This window comes from Pseudomonas sp. Sample_22, from assembly GCF_004307635.1.
Classification (GTDB): Bacteria; Pseudomonadota; Gammaproteobacteria; order Pseudomonadales; family Pseudomonadaceae; genus Aquipseudomonas.
In genome coordinates this window covers 183,081-202,188 of record NZ_RCNY01000081.1, presented here as the reverse complement: position 1 = coordinate 202,188, position 19,108 = coordinate 183,081, and the positions used below count along the sequence as shown (strand labels likewise).

Below are 19,108 nucleotides of genomic sequence, written 5' to 3'. Positions count from 1 at the left end.
AACTGAATAGCATTACCCCTCTGTCCAGGCCGTTTTCATTTGTGTTTCAGTGTCTTGGATAAATCTTCTGTTACGTAAGCCGAAGGTAAATTGCCGGTAAAGGCACTTTGCTTAATCCCCGCCAGTGCTTATCGTTCAGCCTCATGTAAAACAAGCCCACGCGCCCAATGGTTGATCATTCAATGCAATCCTCTGCTTCCCGTAGTCCTCGTCGCTGGCTGTTCGGCCTGCTTGTCCTGCTGGTCATCGCTGGCCTGTGCTGGAAATTCTGGCCCGGCAGTACTGCGCCCAAAGAGGGGGCGGGGCAGAAAGCCGTGGCCGGACACACAGGCCGTTCGGGCGGTATGCGTCCGGGGTTCGGCGGGGCGTCCGGGCCCGTTCCGGTGCGTGTGGCGCCGGCGGTCACCGGTGACTTCCCGCTGTATTACAAGGCGCTGGGCACGGTCACCGCGCTGAACACGATCAATGTGCGCAGCCGCGTGGGCGGTGAGCTGGTCAAGATCCATTTCGAGGAAGGGCAGATGGTCAAGGCCGGCGATCTGCTGGCCGAGATTGATCCGCGTCCTTACCAGAACGCGCTGCTCCAGGCCGAAGGCACCTTGCTGCAGAATCAGGCGCAACTGAAGAACGCCCAGGTCGACGTCGAGCGCTATCGCGGCCTTTATCGCGAAGACAGCATCGCCAAGCAGACTCTGGACACCGCCGAAGCACTGGTCGGCCAGTACCAGGGCACGGTCAAGACCAATCAGGCGGCAGTCAACGACGCCAAGCTCAATCTCGAATTCACCCGGATCCGGGCGCCCATCGCCGGGCGCGTCGGTTTGCGTCAGCTCGATGTCGGTAACCTGGTAGCGGCCAATGACACCACGGCGCTGGCGATCATCACCCAGACGCAACCGATCAGCGTGGCATTCACCTTGCCGGAGAACAGCCTCGATGTAGTGCTGGCGCGCTATCGCAGTGGCGCAAAATTGCCAGCCGAAGCCTGGGATCGCGGCGACACTAAATTGCAGGCCACCGGCGTGTTGCAGAGCCTGGACAACCAGATCGATGTCACCACCGGCACCCTGAAGTTCAAGGCGCGTTACGACAACCGTGACCAGGCGCTGTTTCCCAACCAGTTCGTCAATGTGCGCCTGCTGGCCGACACCCTCAAAGGCGTGGTGCTCGCACCTTCGGCGGCGATTCAGTTCGGCACCAACGGCACGTTCGTCTATGCCCTGGACGGCGACAAGAAGGTCAAGATTCGTCAACTGAAGATCGGTGCCAGCGACGGTGAGAACACCGTTGTCACCGAAGGCCTGGCCGCCGGTGATCGCGTGGTGCTGGAAGGCACTGATCGCTTGAAGGACGGCAGCGATGTGGAAGTGGTCAACGATCCGCAGCAAGTGCCGACCAGCCCAGCCGGCCATCTACAGGGCAAATCCGCGGCTACCACGACTGAACCGGCACCAGCCGACAAGGCGAAAAAGGACGGCGCATGAATCTCTCGCGGCTGTTCATCCTTCGTCCGGTAGCGACGACCCTGAGCATGCTGGCCATTATTCTGGCCGGTGTGATCGCCTATCGGTTGCTGCCCGTGTCGGCCTTGCCCCAGGTCGACTACCCGACCATTCGGGTCATGACGCTTTATCCCGGCGCCAGCCCGGATGTCATGACCAGCGCCGTGACTGCGCCCCTTGAACGCCAGTTCGGGCAAATGCCCGGTCTGACGCAAATGGCTTCCACCAGTTCTGGCGGTGCGTCGGTCCTGACCTTGCGGTTCAGCCTCGACATCAACATGGACGTGGCCGAGCAGCAGGTGCAAGCGGCTATCAACGCCGCCACCAATCTGCTGCCCTCGGACCTGCCGGCGCCGCCGGTGTACAACAAGGTCAACCCGGCCGATACGCCGGTGCTGACCCTGGCCATCACGTCCAAGACCATGCTGTTGCCAAAGCTCAATGACCTGGTCGACACCCGCATGGCGCAAAAGATTGCCCAGATCAGTGGCGTCGGCATGGTCAGCATTGCCGGTGGCCAGCGTCAGGCTGTGCGAATCAAGGTCAACCCCGAGGCGCTCGCCGCCAACGGCCTGAACCTGTCCGACGTGCGCACGTTGATCGGTGCCTCCAACGTCAACCAGCCCAAGGGCAACTTCGACGGCCCGACCCGGGTGTCGATGCTTGATGCAAACGATCAACTGACCTCGCCCAAGGACTACGCCAACCTGATCCTCGCTTACGCCAACGGTGCGCCCCTGCGCCTCAAGGACGTGGCGGAAATCGTCGACGGTGCCGAAAACGAGCGTCTGGCCGCGTGGGCCAACGAAAACCAGGCGGTGCTGTTGAACATCCAGCGCCAGCCCGGAGCCAACGTCATCGAAGTGGTCGACCGGATCAAGGCCTTGCTGCCGAGCATCACCGACAACCTGCCGGCTGGTCTCGATGTGGTGGTGCTCACCGACCGCACCCAGACCATCCGTGCCTCGGTCAAGGACGTGCAACACGAACTGCTGATCGCCATTGCGTTGGTGGTCATGGTCACGTTCCTGTTCCTGCGCCGGGCCAGTGCGACGATCATTCCGTCGGTGGCCGTGCCGCTGTCGCTGATCGGCACCTTCGGCGTGATGTACCTGGCGGGGTTCTCGGTCAATAACCTGACCCTGATGGCCCTGACCATCGCCACCGGTTTTGTGGTGGACGATGCGATCGTCATGCTGGAGAACATTTCCCGGTTTATCGAGGAGGGCGACAGCCCACTGAACGCCGCGCTCAAGGGCGCAAAACAGATCGGCTTCACCCTGATTTCCCTGACCCTGTCGCTGATCGCCGTACTGATTCCGCTGCTGTTCATGGCCGATGTGGTAGGGCGCCTGTTCCGCGAGTTCGCCATTACCCTGGCGGTCGCCATCCTGATTTCGCTTGTGGTGTCCCTGACCCTGACGCCGATGATGTGCGCGCGCCTGCTCAAGCGCGAGCCCAAGGAACAGGAACAGGGTCGTTTCTACCGGACCAGCGGCGCGTTCATCGACTGGATGATCGCGGCGTACGGGCGCAAGTTGCAGTGGGTGCTCAAGCACCAGCCGCTGACGCTGATGGTGGCCATCGGTACCTTGGCGCTGACTGTGTTTCTGTACATGGTGGTGCCCAAGGGCTTTTTCCCGGTGCAGGACACCGGGGTGATCCAGGGCATTTCCGAGGCGCCGCAGTCGATTTCCTTCGCGGCGATGAGTGAGCGTCAGCAAGCGCTGGCCAAGGTCATCCTCGCGGATCCGGCGGTCGAGAGCCTGTCGTCCTACATAGGGGTGGATGGCGACAACTCGACACTCAACAGTGGCCGCTTGCTGATCAACCTCAAATCCCACAGTGACCGCGACCTGAGCGCCACTGAAGTGATTGCGCGCCTGCAACCGGAACTGGACAAACTGGTGGGCATCCGCCTGTTCATGCAGCCGGTACAGGACCTGACCATCGAGGACCGGGTCAGCCGCACGCAGTACCAGTTCAGCATGTCCTCGCCGGACTCCGAACTGCTCAGCCTGTGGAGTGGGCGTCTGGTGGAGGCGTTGGCACAACAGCCTGAACTGACTGATGTCGCCAGCGATTTGCAGGACAAGGGCTTGCAGGTCTATCTGGTGATCGACCGTGATGCGGCGTCGCGGCTCGGCGTGTCGGTGTCGAACATCACCGATGCGCTGTATGACGCCTTCGGTCAGCGGCAGATTTCCACGATCTACACCCAGGCCAGCCAGTATCGGGTGGTGCTGCAATCGCAATCCGGCGAGAAAATCGGCCCGCAGGCGCTGGACCAGATCCACGTCAAGACCACCGATGGCGGGCAGGTGCGCTTGTCCAGTCTGGCGCGCATCGAAGAGCGCCAGGCGCAACTGGCGATTACCCACATTGGCCAGTTCCCGGCGGTGATGATGTCGTTCAACCTCGCGCCCGGCGTGGCGTTGGGGCATGCGGTGGAGATCATCGAGCAGGTGCAAAAGGACATCGGCATGCCGATCGGTGTGCAGACCCAGTTCCAGGGCGCTGCCGAGGCGTTCCAGGCTTCGCTGTCGAGTACTTTGCTGCTGATCCTGGCGGCGGTGGTGACCATGTACATCGTGCTGGGCGTACTCTACGAGAGCTACATCCACCCGATCACCATTCTCTCGACCTTGCCCTCGGCGGCGGTCGGCGCCTTGCTGGCTTTGATCCTGAGCGGCAATGACCTGGGGATGATCGCGATCATTGGCATCATTTTGCTGATCGGTATCGTCAAGAAGAACGCGATCATGATGATCGACTTTGCCCTCGATGCCGAACGCAATCAGGGCATGGACCCGCAGACAGCGATTTATCAGGCGGCGCTGTTGCGGTTCCGGCCGATCCTGATGACCACGTTGGCGGCGTTGTTTGGTGCCGTGCCGTTGATGCTGGCCACCGGTTCCGGCGCAGAACTGCGCCAGCCGTTGGGTCTGGTGATGGTGGGTGGTTTGTTGCTGAGCCAGGTTCTGACGCTGTTCACCACGCCGGTGATCTACCTGTATTTCGACCGTCTTGGCCGGCGCTGGGGGCGCAAGCCTGAGCCTGCGGACGCGGTAGAGCAGCCATGAACCTCTCCGGTCCTTTCATCAAGCGCCCGGTGGCGACCATGTTGCTGAGCCTGGCGATCATGCTGCTGGGCGGTGTGAGTTTCGGCCTTCTGCCAGTGTCGCCGTTGCCGCAAATGGACTTTCCGGTGATCGTGGTTCAGGCCAGTTTGCCTGGCGCGAGCCCGGAGGTCATGGCGTCGACCGTGGCCACGCCGCTGGAGCGTTCCTTCGGCGCCATCGCCGGGGTCAACACCATGAGCAGTCGCTCCAGTCAGGGCTCGACCCGGGTGATCCTGCAATTCGATCTCGATCGCGACATCAATGGCGCGGCGCGGGAAGTGCAAGCGGCGATCAATGCTTCGCGCAACCTGTTGCCCAGCGGCATGCGCAGCATGCCGACGTACAAGAAGGTCAACCCGTCCCAGGCGCCGATCATGGTGCTGTCGCTGACCTCTGATGTACTGGAAAAGGGCCAGTTGTACGACCTGGCTTCCACCATCCTGTCCCAGAGCCTGTCCCAGGTACAGGGCGTGGGTGAAGTGCAGATCGGCGGCAGTTCCCTGCCGGCCGTGCGTATCGAACTCGAACCCCAGGCGCTCAACCAGTACGGCGTCGCGCTGGACGATGTACGTAAAACCATCGCCGATGCCAACGTACGCCGGCCCAAGGGCTCGGTGGAAGATGCCCAGCGCCTGTGGCAGGTGCAGGCCAACGACCAATTGGAGAAGGCCAAGGATTACGAATCGCTGATCATCCACTACGCGGACGGTGCAGCCTTGCGCCTGAAGGATGTGGCCAAGGTCAGCGACGGCGTCGAGGACCGCTACAACAGCGGTTTTTTCAACAATGACGCGGCGGTGCTGCTGGTGATCAACCGCCAGGCTGGCGCCAACATCATCGAGACGGTCAACGAGATCAAGGCCCAGTTGCCGGCTTTGCAGGCGGTGCTGCCGGCCAGTGTCAAACTGAACCTGGCCATGGACCGTTCACCGGTGATCAAGGCCACCCTGCACGAAGCGGAAATGACCCTGCTGATCGCCGTGGCTCTGGTGATTCTGGTGGTGTTCCTGTTTCTCGGCAATTTCCGCGCTTCGCTGATTCCGACGCTGGCGGTGCCGGTGTCGCTGGTCGGTACGTTTGCCGTGATGTACCTGTACGGGTTTTCCCTGAACAACCTGTCGTTGATGGCACTGATTCTGGCCACCGGCCTGGTGGTTGACGATGCCATCGTAGTGCTGGAGAACATTTCCCGGCACATCGACGCCGGCATTCGCCCCATGAAAGCGGCGTACCTGGGCGCGCAGGAAGTCGGCTTCACCTTGCTGTCGATGAACGTATCGCTGGTGGCGGTGTTCCTGTCGATCCTGTTCATGGGCGGGATTGTCGAAAGCCTGTTCCGCGAATTCTCCATCACGCTGGCGGCGTCCATCGTGGTGTCGCTGATCGTTTCCCTGACCTTGACGCCGATGCTCTGCGCGCGTTGGTTGAAGCCGCATACGCCGGGCCAGGAAAACCGACTGCAACGCTGGAGCCAGCGGGCGAACGAGTGGATGGTCGGCAAATACGCGACCAGCCTGGACTGGGTGCTGCGTCATCGACGCCTGACGTTGCTTAGCCTGTTTGTGACAATTGGCGTGAACATCGCGTTGTATGTGGTTGTTCCAAAAACATTTATGCCGCAGCAGGATACCGGCCAGCTGATCGGTTTCGTGCGCGGCGACGATGGCCTTTCGTTCTCGGTGATGCAGCCGAAAATGGAAACTTTCCGCCGCGAGGTGTTGAAGGACGAGGCGGTCGAAAGCGTGGCGGGCTTCATCGGGGGCTCGAACGGTACCAACAACGCCTTCATGCTGGTGCGCCTCAAACCGATCAAGGAACGCGGGATCTCCGCACAAAAGGTCATCGAACGCCTGCGCAAGGAAATGCCCAAGGTGCCCGGCGCACAACTGATGCTGATGGCCGACCAGGACCTGCAATTCGGTGGTGGCCGCGAGCAATCCTCGTCGCAATATTCCTACATCCTGCAAAGTGGCGATCTGGGCTCGCTGCGCGAGTGGTATCCGAAAGTCGTCACCGCGCTTAAAGCGCTGCCGCAGCTGACCGCGATTGACGCCCGCGAAGGCCGGGGTGCGCAGCAAGTGACGTTGATTGTCGATCGTGACCAGGCCAAGCGCCTGGGTGTGGACATGGACATGGTCACGGCGGTGCTCAATAACGCCTACAGCCAGCGGCAGATTTCCACCATCTACGACAGCCTGAACCAATATCGGGTCGTGATGGAGGTCAACCCGAAATACGCCCAGGATCCTATAACCCTCAATCAGGTGCAGGTGATTACCGCCGATGGCGCACGGATCCCGCTGTCGACCATCGCTCGCTATGAAAACAGCCTGGAAGACGATCGGGTCAGCCATGAAGGCCAGTTCGCTTCGGAAAGCATCGCCTTCGACATGGCCGAAGGCGTAACCGTGGAGCAGGGCAGCGCCGCCATCGAGCGGGCGATTGCCTCGGTGGGTTTGCCTGAAGATGTGATCGCGAAAATGGCCGGTACCGCCGATGCCTTTGCCGCCACCCAGAAAAGCCAACCGTGGATGATCCTCGGCGCGCTGGTGGCGGTGTATCTGGTCCTTGGCGTGCTGTATGAAAGCTATATCCACCCGTTGACGATTCTCTCTACGTTGCCGTCGGCGGGTGTCGGCGCATTGCTGTCGATCTACGCGCTGGGTGGCGAGTTCAGCCTGATTTCCTTGCTGGGCCTGTTCCTGCTGATCGGCGTGGTGAAAAAGAACGCGATTCTGATGATCGACCTGGCGCTGCAACTGGAACGGCATCAGGGCATGGCGCCGCTGGAGTCGATTCGCAACGCCTGCCTGCAACGTTTGCGGCCGATTCTGATGACGACGCTGGCCGCGATCCTCGGTGCATTGCCGTTGCTGCTGGGGCGTGCCGAAGGCGCGGAAATGCGTCAGCCGCTGGGTCTGACCATTATCGGCGGGCTGATCTTCAGCCAGGTGCTGACCCTTTACACCACCCCGGTGGTTTACCTCTATCTCGACAAACTGCGCCATCGCTTCAACCACTGGCGTGGGGTGCGTACCGATGCTGCTCTGGAAACTCCGCTATGACTGACCGTTCGCTGTTCAACCTGGCTACACCGCTGATCACCGCCCGAGGCTCGCGATTGTTGGGCCTGTCGCTGTGCGCGGCCCTGCTCAGCGCCTGCGCCATCGGTCCGGATTACCAGCGCCCGCAAACCGCCGAACCTGCGCAGTACAAGGAAGCGGCAGGCTGGCGTCAGGCCAGTCCGAGCGATTCCCTGGCTCGCGGTGCGTGGTGGGAGTTGTATGGCGATCAGCAGCTCAATGGCCTGATCGAGAAACTCAACAGCTCCAACCAGACTGTCGCGCAATCCGAAGCCCAGTATCGCCAGGCCCAGGCATTGGTGCGCAGCGCCCGGGGCGCGTTTTTTCCAACGGTTGACCTGTCGCTGGGCAAAAACCGCTCCAGCCAGGGCACCGGCAGCAGCAGTTCCAGCCTGACCAGTTCTTCCAGCGGTATTCGTGACACCTACACCGCTCAGGCCGGGGTGAGTTGGGAAGCGGACGTCTGGGGCAAACTGCGCCGTGGTCTCGAAGCCGACACGGCCAATGCCCAGGCGAGCTTTGCCGACCTGGCGGCGATGCGCTTGAGCCAGCAATCGGAGCTGGTGCAGAACTATTTGCAATTGCGGGTGATCGACGAGCAAAAGCGTCTGCTGGAAGCCACGGTCGAGGCCTATCGACGCTCTCTTAAAATGACCGAAAACCAATACCGTGCCGGTGTTTCCGGCAAGGATGCGGTGGCGCAGGCGCAGACCCAGCTCAAGGGCACCGAAGCGGACATGGTCGATCTGATCTGGCAGCGTGCCCAGTTCGAAAACGCCATTGCCGTGCTGGTCGGCTTGCCGCCAGCAGAGTTCAGCCTGGCAGAAACCCCCAACATCCCGGCGCTGCCCGAGGTGCCACTGAGCCTGCCTTCGCAACTGCTGGAGCGGCGCCCCGACATTGCTTCGGCCGAGCGCTCGGTGATCGCCGCCAACGCCAACATCGGCGTGGCGAAGGCGGCGTACTACCCGGACCTGACCCTGAGTCTGAACGGCGGCTACAGCAGTAGTACTTCCAAAGATCTGTTCAGCGTACCGAACCGCTTCTGGTCGGTGGGGCCGCAACTGGCCATGACGTTGTTCGATGGCGGGCAACGCTCTGCTGAAGTGGACCGCAGTGAAGCCGCCTACGACGAAACCGTGGCCAAGTACCGCCAGACCGTGCTCGATGGCTTTCGTGAAGTGGAAAACTATCTGGTCCAGCTCAAGGTATTGCAGGATGAGGCCGTCGTGCGGCAACAGGCGCTGGATGCCGCGCGCGAGTCGTTGCGCTTGACCCAGAATCAGTACAAGGCCGGTGTGATCGCTTATCTCGATGTGGTCGTGGTGCAAGCGGCGGCCTTGAATAATGAGCGCAGTAACCTGGATTTGTTGCAGAGCCGCTTGATCGCCAGCGTGCAGTTGATTGCTGCACTGGGCGGCGGCTGGGACGGGCAGGTGTCACCGCAGAATCTGTAGGAACAGCAGGGGGGGGGGAATCCAGCGTTCGAATCCACCGATTCAGAGCGCTTACTTAGGATCAAACAAGCGTTTCATCGCCTTGATGGCCTTTTGCTAATTTTGTGAGTGCGTTCTCATTTGGAATCAGTACAATCGCCCTTTTTGCGCCCCCGAGAATGGAAGCGATACGGCGGTGATTTCGAGAACTTTCCATGCTCATCGGTAGCTACTCCCCCACACTGGTCATCATTTCGCTTTGCGTGGCCATTCTTGCCTCGTACACCGCCCTCGACCTGACCGGCCGTATCGCCACGGCCAAGGGCCGGGCCGTGCACCTGTGGACGGCGGGGGGCGCGTTTGCCATGGGTGTGGGGATCTGGTCGATGCACTTCATCGGCATGCTGGCCTTCGATTTACCCATCGACCTGGGCTACGACATCGCCATAACGTTGCTCTCGCTGCTGATCGGCATTCTGTCCAGCGGCTTCGCCCTGTGGCTGGTCAGTCAGCCGCAATTGCCGCTGTGGCAATTGGGGTTCGGTGCGCTGGTGATGGGGGCGGGAATCAGTGCGATGCACTACACCGGCATGGCCGCCATGCGCATGCAACCGGGAATCGACTACGACCCGACGCTGTTCAGTACGTCGTTGTTCATAGCGGTCGCCGCGTCCGGTGCGGCGTTGTGGATTGCCTTCCACTTGCGTCGGAACACCCCTCACGTGCGGCTGATTCGTGGCGGGGCGGCGGTGATCATGGGGATTGCCATTGTCGGCATGCATTACACCGGTATGGCGGCTGCACAGTTTGCCGATGGCAGCTTCTGTGGCGCGGCCACCGATGGCCTTAACGGCGAGGGCCTGGATAATCTCGTACTGATCACTACTCTGGCGGTGCTGAGCATTGCCTTGCTGACTTCGATTCTCGATGCCCGCCTGGAAGCCCGCACCGCAAGCCTGGCCCAATCCCTGACCGAGGCCAATCGTGAACTCACACAATTGGCTTTGCATGACACTCTGACTGGTCTGCCGAACCGGGTCTTGCTGGCCGACCGTATCGATCAGGCGATGTCGCGGGTCAACGGCGAGGGCGGTTGCTTTGCCCTGATGTTCATCGATCTGGACGGCTTCAAACCGGTCAACGATGCGTTCGGTCATCACATGGGCGACCAGCTGTTGCGTGAAGTCAGCCTGCGCCTGCGCGAAGACCTGCGCAGCCAGGACACGCTGGCGCGAATCGGTGGCGATGAGTTCGTGTTGCTGGTGCAGTTGACCGAACCGAACGACGCGGTGGGGCTGGCGGCACGTCAGGTCAGCTTGATTTCCCGGGCTTTTCGCGTCGCTGAACATGATTTGCAGATCTCCGCCAGCGTGGGCATCGCCCTGTATCCGGGTAATGGCCAGAGTGCCCATGAATTGCTGATGAACGCCGACGCGGCGATGTATCACGCCAAAGGCGCGGGTAAAAACGGTTACAGCTTCTTTGACGCTTCGATGAACAGCAACGCGCGCAAGCAACTGCAATTGTTGCAAGACCTGCGCAATGCCGTGGAGCATCAACAATTCTGCTTGCATTACCAACCCAAGTTCGACGCCAGCAACGGACGGCCGGTCGGTGCCGAAGCGCTGTTGCGTTGGGAACATCCGACCCAGGGCATGTTGCTGCCGGACAAGTTCATCGAACTCGCGGAAAAGACCGGGCTGATCATTCCCATTGGCGAATGGGTACTCAACGAAGCCTGCCGTCAGATGCGTGAGTGGTATGTGCTGGGCTACACCGATTGGCGTATCGCGGTAAACCTTTCTGCGTTGCAGTTCTGCCATGCCGGACTGGTGCAAAGCGTCGCCAAGGCGCTGGCCACGCACCATTTGCCGGCCAACAGCCTGACCCTGGAAATCACCGAAACCACGGCCATGAGCGATGCCGACGCGAGCATGACGGTGTTGCAGGAACTGTCGGACATGGGTGTCGACCTGTCCATCGATGACTTTGGTACCGGTTACTCGAGCTTGATGTACCTCAAGCGCCTGCCGGCCAATGAATTGAAAATCGACCGGGGATTCGTACGTGACCTGGAGCGCGACAGCGATGACGCGGCGATCGTTTCCGCGATTGTCGCCCTCGGTCAGGCGCTGGGTTTGCGCATCGTCGCCGAAGGCGTGGAGACGGGGGTACAGCAGGACTTCCTGACCCAGCTCGGCTGTGATTCGCTGCAAGGCTATCTGCTCGGTCATCCGTTGCCGGCGCAACGTTTCATGGTTGAAATCCATCGTGCGGAGCAATTGGAACTCTCCTGACCTGTGGCGAGGGAGCTTGCTCCCGCTGGGTCGCGAAGCGGCCCTCGGTAACGCTCAGTTCAGTGAATGCTGCGCAGTAGAGCGGAGCGCTAGCTCCCTCGGCACATCGGTTGGCAGCAGGTTCATGCAAAAACCGCGAAGGACAGTTATTCTTCCCCTCGACCGCTTACGCTTGAAATGGGGAAAGCCTGCATGGTTAAAGTCATCGTCATCACTGGTGGCAGTCGTGGCATCGGTGCCGCCACCGCCCTGTTGGCCGCCGAACAAGGCTATCGGATCTGCATCAACTATCAGTCCGATGAACAAGCTGCGCAGAGCGTGCTGGAGCAGGTTCGTGCCCTCGGTGCGCAAGCCATTGCGGTTCGCGCAGACGTCAGCATCGAAGACGAAGTCATCGCCTTGTTCAATCGAGTGGACACCGAACTGGGCCGGGTTACGGCGCTGGTGAACAACGCTGGCACCGTCGGGCAAAAGTCCCGGGTCGACGAAATGTCCGAATTCCGCATTCTGAAAATCCTCAAGACCAACGTTCTGGCCCCTATGCTGTGCGCCAAGCACGCCATCCTGCGCATGTCGCCCAAACACGGCGGGCAAGGCGGCAGCATCGTCAATGTGTCCTCGGTCGCCGCCCGTCTGGGCGCACCTAATGAATACGTCGACTACGCGGCATCCAAGGGCGCACTCGACACTTTCACCATCGGCCTGTCCAAGGAAGTCGCAGGCGAGGGAATTCGTGTCAACGCGGTTCGGCCCGGATACATCTACACCGATTTTCACGCCTTGAGCGGCGATCCGGACCGGGTCAGCAAACTTGAGTCGGCCATCCCCATGGCCAGGGGCGGGCGCCCGGATGAAGTGGCCGAGGCGATTGTGTGGTTGTTGTCGGACAAGGCATCGTATGCGACGGGGACGTTCGTCGATCTGGGCGGTGGCCGTTAAGCGTAGAGTTGAGTTGATTGCACTGGCCTCATCGCCAGCAGGCTGGCTCCCACAGGGTTGAGTGTTGCACCCTATTGTGGGCGCCAGCCTGCTGGCGATGGCGTCAGTCGAGACACCATCAACCCATCAGAACGACCGCACAATCCGCCCCAACGTCTCCATCGCCTTTTCCGATTCCTCGGTCCACGGGCTCCCATAATTCAATCGAATACAGTTCCTGAACCGCTGCGCTGGCGAAAAGATCGGCCCCGGCGCAATGCTGATGCCTTGCGCCAACGCCATCTGAAACAACTTCAACGAATCCATCTGCGCCGGCAGTTCCAGCCATAGAAAATACCCGCCAGCTGGCTGGCTGACACGAGTCTGTGCGGGAAAATAGCGTGTAATGGCCGCCAGCATGGCGCTCTGTTGATCTTCCAGCGCATGGCGCAATTTGCGCAGATGCCGGTCGTAGCCGCCGTGTTGCAGGTAATCGGCAATGGCGGCCTGGGCCGGCATCGATGCACACAGCGAGGTCATCAGTTTCAGCCGTTCGATTTTCTGCGCATAGCGGCCGGCAGCGACCCAGCCGATGCGGTAGCCGGGGGCAAGGCTTTTGGCGAACGAGCCGCAATGCATCACCAGGCCTTCGGTATCGAACGCCTTGGCGGGTTTCGGTGCCTGCTGACCGTAATACAGCTCGGCATAGACATCGTCTTCTATCAGTGGCACCTGATGACCGCGCAGCAATTGCACCAGTTGTTGTTTCTTGGCCTCAGGCATGGTCGCGCCCATGGGGTTCTGGAAACTGGTCATGCACCAGCAAGCCTTGATCGGGTAACGATCCAGGGTTTGCGCCAAAACCCCAAGATCGATGCCGTCACGGGGATGCACCGGGATTTCCACGGCTTTGAGTTTCAACCGTTCCAGTATTTGCAGGCAGGCGTAGAACGCCGGGGCTTCGATGGCCACCAGGTCGCCGGGCTGGGTCACCGCTTGCAGGCACAGGTTCAGCGCCTCGAGGGCACCGTTGGTGATCAGCAGTTCCTCCATGGGCAGCATCAGTCCGCCAACCATGTAGCGCAGGGCAATCTGCCGGCGTAGCTGCGGGTTACCCGGCGACATGTCGGTGACCACCATGCGCGGGTCCATTTCCCGGGTGGCGCTGGCCAGCGAGCGCGACAGGCGTTGCAGCGGAAACAGGGTCGGGCTGGGGAACGCCGAACCAAATGGCACGGTGTTCGGGTCTTTGATCGAATCAAGGACCGAGAACACCAGTTCGCTGACGTCGACCTCGGTGGATTCGTTGACCTGGCTGCTGATCACGGGTTCGGAAAACGGCCGCGGTGCGTGGGCATTGACGAAATAGCCGGAGCGCGGGCGGGCGCGAATCAAGCCACGGCGCTCAAGCAGGTAATAAGCCTGGAACACCGTGGACGGGCTGACCCCGTAGGTCTGGCTCGCATAGCGCACCGACGGCACGCGCTGGCCGGGACCCAGGACGCCGGTGCGGATCAGTTCAGCGATGTCATCGGCGAATTTTTCGTAGCGTTTCATCGGTATCCCGCGATCGAATCAATCAACTGTGGCGAGGGAGCATGCTCCCGCTCGGCTGCGCAGCAGTCGCCAGTTCTTTGGGGGGCGCTTCGCACCCCAGCGGGAGCAAGCTCCCTCGCCACAAAGGCCTGCATCTTAAAGGATCAACGGTTCATCGGCGCTACAAACCGGCTCTTCGCTACGCTGTAGATTGCCGGTTCATCACCGTCGACAATTTTGAAACTGATGCTCTGCGAACTGCTGGTCGGCCGCTCGGCAGTCATGGCCACCGAGACCGGCACGTCGACAATTTCACCGGGTGCCAGGCTCAAGTCGGTCGTGCCCTGCAACTGGAAGCCGTCAGCGTTGACGAGGGTCAATTGGTAATCCTGGCGCTGCTGGGTTTTGTTGATCACTTTCAGGCTGTAGATGTTTTCGATCTGCCCCTGACTGTTCTCGCGGAACAGGCCACGGTCCTTGCTGACATCCAGCGAGACCATAGGCCGCTCGATCAAGGCGAATACCAAGGCCGCGATCATGACCAACAGCACGGCGGTGTAGCCAATCAGCCGTGGCCGTAGCAAGTGGGTCTTGCCACCCTGCAACTGGCGTTCGGAGGTGTAGCTGATCAAGCCGCGCGCGTAGCCCATTTTGTCCATGATCGAATCACAGGCATCGATGCACGCCGCGCAACCGATGCACTCCATTTGCAAGCCGTCGCGGATGTCGATGCCGGTGGGGCAGACCTGCACGCACAACTGGCAATCGATGCAATCGCCCAGGCCGACCTCGGCCGGTTTGACTTCACGCTTGCGCGGGCCACGATTTTCGCCCCGGGCGACGTCATAGGAAATGGTCAGGGTGTCCTTGTCGAACATCACGCTCTGGAACCGTGCATACGGGCACATGTGCATGCACACCGCTTCACGCAACCAACCGGCATTGATGTAGGTGGCGCCGGTGAAGAAGACGACCCAGAACAAACTGACACCGCTCATCTGCAGGGTCAGCAGTTCTTCGGCCAGCGGCCGGATCGGCGTGAAGTAGCCGACGAAGGTCAGGCCGGTCAGCAGGCTGATGGCCAGCCACAAGGTGTGCTTGGCTGAGCGACGCATGAGTTTGTTCAAGCCCCAGGGCGCGGCTTGCAGTTTTATGCGCTGATTGCGCTCGCCTTCGGTGATTTTTTCGCACCACATGAAGATCCACGTCCAGGAACTCTGTGGACAGGTGTAGCCGCACCAAACGCGGCCGGCGAATACGGTGATGGCGAACAGACCGAACGCAGCGATGATCAGCAGTGCCGACAGCAGAATGAAGTCCTGCGGCCAGAACGTGGCGCCGAAGATATGGAATTTGCTTTCGCCAAGATCCCAGAGCACCGCCTGACGTCCACCCCAGTTCAGCCATACGGTACCGAAAAACAACAGGAACAGCAGTCCTGCACCGCTTATGCGCAAGTTGCGGAAAAGGCCGGTGAAGCTGCGTGTGTGAATCAGGTTGTCGCTGGATTTGACCTTCATCTTTGCACGTGAAGGTTCGAATGTTTCAACGGTTCGGACGGGGATTCTCTCGCTCATGGTCTTTCGCTCATCAGCCTCCATCAGGCAGGCGCACTATGAGCGTCGATCTGTTTGCATAACAGACTCAGGTATTGCAATAAAAAGCAGATCAGATGAAGGACGAGCAATGACCTGCGACAAGTTGAAGCACTCGTCCAGGCGCGGCGCAAACGCCCCTGTCAGACGCCTGCGGCTGTGGTCGACAGGATCGGTCAGATCACCGAATCACTGTCCGTGGCTTTCAAGTGACGGCGACCATCGACAGCACCTGCTACGGTCAATGCATCAGCCTCGGCTTCAGTGATGTAAATGCGCTGACCGTCGATGTCCACCGCCGACATGGCTTTTTCGCCGTCCGTGACGATCGTCACATCGGGGCACAGGCGAATTTCCTCACCGTTTTCAGTGGTAAAGAAGCAGGTTTCGTTTTCGATACGTACGGTCATGGCGATGTCCCTGTTTTTTTGCGAGTACTGAAACTTTAGGGCGTCTGCACTGGATATCGTTCTGTGCAACCGATTAATGGTCGCCATGGTCCATGCTCCATGGATCGTTCAAAAGGAAAAACAACATGAATGCCTGGTGGCATGAAGTCTGGGTGACCCTGCAAGCGGAGTTCGCCGACATTGGCGACGCGTCACAGCTGACACGCGTTACCGTGCGCCTGGTGACGGCGGCGGTGCTCGGCGGGATTCTCGGTTTTGAACGTGAGCACAAGGGCAAGGCAGCGGGCGTTCGTACCCACATGCTGGTGGCCATCGGTGCGGCGCTGTTTGTGCTGGTACCGCAGATGTCCGGCTCGCAAGCCGATGCCATGAGCCGCGTCATGCAGGGTGTGATCGCCGGGATCGGCTTTCTCTGCGCCGGCACCATCCTGAAAAATGAGGAAGGTGATGAAGGTCACGTCAAAGGCCTGACCACCGCCGCCGGTTTGTGGATGACCGCTGCCATTGGGGTGTCGGCCGGGTTGGGGAGGGAAGCAACGGCGGTACTCAGCACTTTGCTGGCGTTGGGGATTCTGAGCGCGATGCCCCGAGTGGTGAAAATCTTTGAGAAGAACAACGACCACAATGATCAACAGAATTAACGGAAGGAGCGAGCCTGGGCGCGTTGGTCCTGAGTATTGCGCGGAGCATCAGGCTTCCCGCGTCATTGTTGACAATCATCGCGAGCAGGCTCGCTCCTGCAGGTAAACGGCGATTGGTCGTTATTCCGGTGTAACGATGACAGGTGGCATGGTCGTCGGTGGTTCTTCCCTTGGAGGAGGGTTCGTTCCGGGTGGGTCTTGCTCGGGCACCGGTTGCGGGTCGCTCGGCGGTATTACCGGGTTGTCGATGTTCGGATCGGGTGTTTCAGCCGGGAATGGATTGTTCATCGTTCCTGCCTCCAGTGGCACATGGCGTGAGTCGTGCTTAAGTTGTTGACCACCGACTGAGGGATTTGATTCCGGCCAAATGCCGATGAACTTTTCCCGGCGATGGTTGCTCGGAACCTAAGTGAGTTGATTGCCGGGCGGATGGCCCGACGGGATGACAACCAGACACTTGAGCGTCCATGGGGCGTAAAGGAGAGATGCTCGATGACGGCTGAAAAACCGACAGAACTGAGCTACAACCCGCACATGCCATTGTCGCAAGCGCTGCTACTGCCGCGCATTGTCATTGAAAACACCATGCCGACGCTCGAAGGTGGCCAGTTTGCGGTCAAGGCCGTTGTGGGCCAGGACGTGGTGGTCACCAGCAAAGTGTTCGCCGACGGTCACGACAAACTGGCGGTGCGTGTGCGCTGGCGGGCCGAAAGTGATGACACCTGGCAAAGCGAAGTCATGGCCGATCTGGGCAATAACGGCTGGCAAGGCAGCTTTCGGGTGCCGAGTCAGGGCCGTTATGTGTTTTGCATCGAAGCCTGGATCGATCAGTTCGCCAGTTTTCGCTACGAGCTGGAGAAAAAACACGCCGCCGCAGTGCCGGTCAGCCTGGAGTTACAGGAAGGGCGCCTGCACGTCCAGCAAGCGGCCGAGCGCAGTGAAGGGCAACTGAGCGAACAACTCGCCGCGTTGCACCATGAATTGTCGGGCCTGCTCGAAACCGAGCAGGTCGCATTGTTCCTGCACCAGCGTAGCGCCGACTTGATGGCTCAGGCCGATCATCGTGCCTACCTGAGTCTGAGCGCTGAATTTCCGATAGACGTTGAGCGCGAGCTCGCACAGTTCGCCAGTTGGTATGAGTTGTTCCCGCGCTCGATCACCGACGATCCTAATCGCCACGGCACTTTTAATGACGTGCACTCACGTCTGCCAATGATTCAGGACATGGGCTTTGACGTGCTGTATTTCCCGCCGATCCATCCGATCGGTCGCAGCTTTCGCAAAGGGCCGAACAATTCCCTGACCGCCGGACCTGACGATCCCGGCAGCCCCTATGCCATTGGCAGTGAAGAAGGCGGGCACGAGGCGATCCATTCGCAATTGGGTACCCGCGAGGATTTCCGGCGACTGGTCGCAGCTGCCGCAGAGCACGGCCTGGAAATCGCCCTCGACTTTGCCATTCAGTGTTCCCAGGACCACCCATGGCTCAAGCAGCATCCGGGCTGGTTCAACTGGCGGCCCGACGGCACGATCAAATACGCCGAGAACCCGCCGAAAAAATACCAGGACATCGTCAACGTCGATTTCTATGCCGCTGATGCGATTCCCAGCCTCTGGATCGAATTGCGCGACATCGTCCTGGGCTGGGTCGAGGAGGGGGTAAAGATTTTTCGCGTGGACAACCCGCACACCAAACCGTTGCCGTTCTGGCAATGGCTGATCGCCGATGTACGGGCGCTGTATCCGGAGGTGATCTTCCTTGCCGAAGCGTTTACCACGCCGGCGATGATGGCCCGACTGGGCAAGGTCGGTTACTCCCAGAGCTATACCTATTTCACCTGGCGCAATACCAAGACCGAGTTGGCGACATATTTCACTGAACTCAATGAATCGCCCTGGCGCGAATGCTACCGGCCGAATTTCTTCGTTAACACACCGGACATCAATCCGGCATTCCTGCATGAATCCGGGCGCCCCGGTTTTCTCATCCGTGCTGTGCTGGCGACCATGGGTTCTGGCTTGTGGGGCATGTATTCCGGTTTTGAACTGTGCGAATCGGCACCGGTGCCGGGCAAAGAGGAGTACCTCGACTCCGAAAAATACGAAATCCGCCCACGGGATTTCACCGCCCCAGGCAACATCATTGCCGAAATCGCCCAGCTCAACCGCATCCGCCGGCAGAACCCGGCATTGCAGACGCATTTGGGCCTGAAGGTCTACAACGCCTGGAACGACAACATCTTGTATTTCGGCAAGCGCAGTGCCGATGGCAGCAATTTCATTCTGGTAGCGGTCAGCGTTGATCCGCATAACGTCCAGGAGGCGAATTTTGAATTGCCGCTGTGGGAAATGGGCCTGCCCGACGACGCCAGTACCCAGGGCGAGGACCTGATGAACGGCCATCGCTGGACCTGGCATGGCAAATATCAATTCATGCGGATCGACCCGGCCTACCAGCCGTTCGGGATCTGGCGGATTACCGTCTAGCAAATGATCGTTCCCATGCTCCGCGTGGGAATGCGTCCAGTGACGCTCCGCGTCACTGGACGCAGAGCGTCCCTTGAGGCA

12 protein-coding genes are annotated in these 19,108 nt (G+C 60.2%); 8 read left to right on the top strand and 4 right to left on the bottom strand.

Features of this window, described 5'->3' with window-relative positions:
- The first annotated feature begins 167 nt into the window (after nucleotides 1-167).
- The 6 genes from D8U73_RS20770 to D8U73_RS20745 all read left to right on the top strand — a co-directional run bounded on the left by D8U73_RS20770 (nucleotide 168) and on the right by D8U73_RS20745 (nucleotide 12,379).
- On the top strand, nucleotides 168-1,484 hold the full coding sequence (locus D8U73_RS20770; protein ID WP_130905640.1) for an MdtA/MuxA family multidrug efflux RND transporter periplasmic adaptor subunit: 1,317 nt from the start codon (nucleotides 168-170) through the stop codon (nucleotides 1,482-1,484).
- Nucleotides 1,481-4,585 carry an MdtB/MuxB family multidrug efflux RND transporter permease subunit gene (locus tag D8U73_RS20765; protein ID WP_130905639.1) on the top strand — a complete coding sequence of 1,035 codons (3,105 nt, stop codon included), beginning with the start codon at nucleotides 1,481-1,483 and terminating at the stop codon, nucleotides 4,583-4,585. Before D8U73_RS20770 ends, D8U73_RS20765 begins: the two co-directional genes overlap by 4 nt.
- Nucleotides 4,582-7,689: an efflux RND transporter permease subunit gene (locus tag D8U73_RS20760; protein ID WP_130905638.1), complete on the top strand. Its 3,108-nt coding sequence runs from the start codon at nucleotides 4,582-4,584 to the stop codon at nucleotides 7,687-7,689. Before D8U73_RS20765 ends, D8U73_RS20760 begins: the two co-directional genes overlap by 4 nt.
- Nucleotides 7,686-9,164 carry an efflux transporter outer membrane subunit gene (locus D8U73_RS20755; RefSeq protein ID WP_130905637.1) on the top strand — a complete coding sequence of 493 codons (1,479 nt, stop codon included), beginning with the start codon at nucleotides 7,686-7,688 and terminating at the stop codon, nucleotides 9,162-9,164. The genes D8U73_RS20760 and D8U73_RS20755 overlap by 4 nt, the downstream gene beginning before the upstream one ends.
- A 194-nt stretch (nucleotides 9,165-9,358) precedes the next feature.
- A complete protein-coding gene (locus tag D8U73_RS20750) occupies nucleotides 9,359-11,440 on the top strand; it encodes an EAL domain-containing protein (RefSeq protein ID WP_130905636.1) in 2,082 nt (693 codons plus the stop codon).
- A 192-nt stretch (nucleotides 11,441-11,632) separates the two neighbouring features.
- Nucleotides 11,633-12,379 carry an SDR family oxidoreductase gene (locus D8U73_RS20745; protein WP_056855600.1) on the top strand — a complete coding sequence of 249 codons (747 nt, stop codon included), beginning with the start codon at nucleotides 11,633-11,635 and terminating at the stop codon, nucleotides 12,377-12,379.
- A gap of 126 nt (nucleotides 12,380-12,505) precedes the next feature.
- Here D8U73_RS20745 and mapR read toward each other — a convergent pair whose 3' ends face one another.
- The 3 genes from mapR to D8U73_RS20730 form a co-directional block, all read right to left on the bottom strand.
- The gene (gene mapR / locus D8U73_RS20740) at nucleotides 12,506-13,915 is read right to left on the bottom strand and encodes a GntR family transcriptional regulator MpaR (RefSeq protein WP_056855493.1); all 1,410 of its coding nucleotides are present in this window, start codon (nucleotides 13,913-13,915) and stop codon (nucleotides 12,506-12,508) included.
- A 143-nt stretch (nucleotides 13,916-14,058) separates the two neighbouring features.
- Nucleotides 14,059-15,471 carry a cytochrome c oxidase accessory protein CcoG gene (gene ccoG / locus D8U73_RS20735; protein WP_130905635.1) on the bottom strand — a complete coding sequence of 471 codons (1,413 nt, stop codon included), beginning with the start codon at nucleotides 15,469-15,471 and terminating at the stop codon, nucleotides 14,059-14,061.
- Between the two features lie 194 nt (nucleotides 15,472-15,665).
- Complete coding sequence (locus D8U73_RS20730) at nucleotides 15,666-15,899, bottom strand: DUF3203 family protein (protein ID WP_056855491.1); 234 nt, start codon at nucleotides 15,897-15,899, stop codon at nucleotides 15,666-15,668.
- A gap of 125 nt (nucleotides 15,900-16,024) precedes the next feature.
- On the opposite strand from D8U73_RS20730, the gene D8U73_RS20725 reads away from it, so the two are divergent.
- A complete protein-coding gene (locus D8U73_RS20725; RefSeq protein ID WP_056855490.1) occupies nucleotides 16,025-16,540 on the top strand; it encodes an MgtC/SapB family protein in 516 nt (171 codons plus the stop codon).
- Nucleotides 16,541-16,660: 120 nt separating this feature from the next.
- Here D8U73_RS20725 and D8U73_RS29250 read toward each other — a convergent pair whose 3' ends face one another.
- Nucleotides 16,661-16,828, bottom strand: coding sequence for a hypothetical protein (locus D8U73_RS29250; protein WP_177336591.1), 168 nt, complete (start codon nucleotides 16,826-16,828; stop codon nucleotides 16,661-16,663).
- 204 nt (nucleotides 16,829-17,032) lie between these two features.
- On the opposite strand from D8U73_RS29250, the gene D8U73_RS20720 reads away from it, so the two are divergent.
- Nucleotides 17,033-19,027, top strand: a complete 1,995-nt coding sequence (locus tag D8U73_RS20720; RefSeq protein WP_056855489.1) for an alpha-1,4-glucan--maltose-1-phosphate maltosyltransferase — start codon at nucleotides 17,033-17,035, stop codon at nucleotides 19,025-19,027.
- Nucleotides 19,028-19,108: the final 81 nt, after the last annotated feature.